Annotated in this window: 1 protein-coding gene; it reads right to left on the bottom strand. The window is 59.6% G+C overall.

The window, feature by feature from the left end; translation table 11 throughout:
• Window positions 1–90: 90 nt before the first annotated feature.
• The gene (gene purU / locus QMX98_RS34735; protein ID WP_010467046.1) at window positions 91–948 is read right to left on the bottom strand and encodes a formyltetrahydrofolate deformylase; all 858 of its coding nucleotides are present in this window, start codon (window positions 946–948) and stop codon (window positions 91–93) included.
• Window positions 949–1,064 lie beyond the last annotated feature (116 nt).

Below are 1,064 nucleotides of genomic sequence, written 5' to 3'. Positions count from 1 at the left end.
AGCAGGCTCGCTCCCACATTTGATCGGGGGTGTACACACGTCTGTGACCAACACAAAACCTGTGGGAGCGAGCCTGCTCGCGAAAGCGAACTAGAGAACGACCGTGCGATTGGCGTTGAGAAACACTCGTCGTTCAATGTGATACCCGACGGCCCGCGCCAGGGTCAGCCCTTCGATATCCCGACCTTTGGCGATCAAGTCTTCCGGGTAGTGACTGTGGTCCACGGCCTCTACGCCCTGGGCGATGATCGGGCCTTCGTCCAGGTCGTTGTTGATGTAGTGCGCCGTGGCGCCGACCAGTTTCACACCCTTGTTATAGGCCTGGTGATAAGGCTTGGCGCCCTTGAAACCCGGCAGCAACGAGTGATGGATGTTGATCGCCTTGCCGTCGAGTTTGCGGCACAACTCTGGCGAGAGGACTTGCATGTAGCGGGCAAGAATCACCAGTTCAGCGCCGGATTCTTCGATCACCTGCCACACCTGACGCTCTTGCGACGGCTTGTCGTTCGGGTCCAGCGGGAAGTGGTAGTACGGAATCTGATGCCAGTCGGCCAACGGTTTGAGGTCCGGGTGGTTGGACACCACGGCGGCCACGTCCATCGACAATTGGCCAATGCGTTGACGGTAGAGCAAATCGTTGAGGCAGTGATCGGCCTTGGAGACCATGATCACCACTTTTGGCCGGTAGTTCGGCGGTGTCAGCTCGAAGACCATGCCGAAGGCTTTGCCACGCTCTTCCAGTCCGGCGCGGAAGGCTTGCTCGTCGAAGCCATCGGGCTGGCGGAATTCCACGCGAATGAAGAAACGGCCCGAGAGCCGGTCATCGAAGGAATGGTGCTCGGTGACGTAGCAGCCCTGCTCGAACAGAAAGCGGGTCACCGCGTCCACGGTGCCGAGGACGCTTGGGCAGTCGGCGGTCAGAATCCATGTGTCTGGGGCGCGGCTCATAGTGCGGTGACTCCTGAGAGTTCGGGGAACAAAACATTCTCCTGTGGGAGCGAGCCTGCTCGCGAAGAGGGCGTGTCAGTCGACATCAATGTCGCTGAGATACCGTCTTCGCGAGC

This window comes from Pseudomonas sp. PS02303 (genome assembly GCF_029959925.1).
Classification (GTDB): Bacteria; Pseudomonadota; Gammaproteobacteria; order Pseudomonadales; family Pseudomonadaceae; genus Aquipseudomonas; species Aquipseudomonas mandelii.
Note: the sequence above shows the minus strand (reverse complement) of the source record. Positions and strands in the feature narration are given on the sequence as shown.